Below are 754 nucleotides of genomic sequence, written 5' to 3'. Positions count from 1 at the left end.
ATACCTCCCGGACAGGCAGAGTGCGGCAGAACTAAGTCCTGTCGAGTCGAAATGTGATCGGCGCCCCGCTGCGGCCATCGCAGTGTTGCGCGAAAGCCAAAATGGCGGGAAACGGCTGCGTGATGTGCGCAATGAGCGGCGTCGCCGCCGGCCCTCCAATCCCCGCGGAGATAGCGATTTCATACCGCCCGATGCGAGGGGGCATGAGAATGCACCCGCAAGTAGCTGAAAATATTTCGCAAAATTTCCGCCCGGAAGGACGTAAATGATGGACGATGGCGCTGGGGAGCCGGATATGTGATAGGCGGGCTCGCGCCGCACCTGGTCATGGCGCTCAACAACCGAACGTTCGCGACCCGATTAATGATAGAGATCCGCGGACAGCATGCAACGCAAGGTGATTTTCCCCAGGGGTGGTTTCCGATGAACAGTTTCTCTTCCCGCGTTGCTGCCGCTGCCGCCGCGATCCGCCAGATCTTCCCTGAAACGCCGCTACAGGAAAACGACTATCTGTCGAAAAAGACCGGTGCGCGGGTGCTGTTGAAGCGCGAGGATCTGTCGCCGGTCCGCTCCTACAAGATCCGCGGCGCCTTCAATTTCTTCCGCAAGACACTGGCGGCCGGCAACGAGGCCGAACTGTTCGTCTGCGCGTCCGCCGGCAACCACGCGCAGGGCTTTGCTTTCGTCTGCCGCCATTTCGGCAGGCGAGGCGTCGTGTTCATGCCGGTGACGACGCCGCAGCAGAAGATAGACA

Annotated in this window: 1 protein-coding gene; it reads left to right on the top strand. The window is 60.6% G+C overall.

Annotation, left to right across the window (positions count from 1 at the left end):
* Positions 1-423 precede the first annotated feature (423 nt).
* Positions 424-754 (top strand): pyridoxal-phosphate dependent enzyme (locus tag EN914_RS37195; protein ID WP_127389772.1); only part of this gene is annotated, 331 nt, incomplete at its 3' end.

Source organism: Mesorhizobium sp. M7A.F.Ca.CA.001.08.2.1, assembly GCF_003998455.1.
Lineage (GTDB): Bacteria > Pseudomonadota > Alphaproteobacteria > Rhizobiales > Rhizobiaceae > Mesorhizobium > Mesorhizobium ciceri.
Note: the sequence above shows the minus strand (reverse complement) of the source record. Positions and strands in the feature narration are given on the sequence as shown.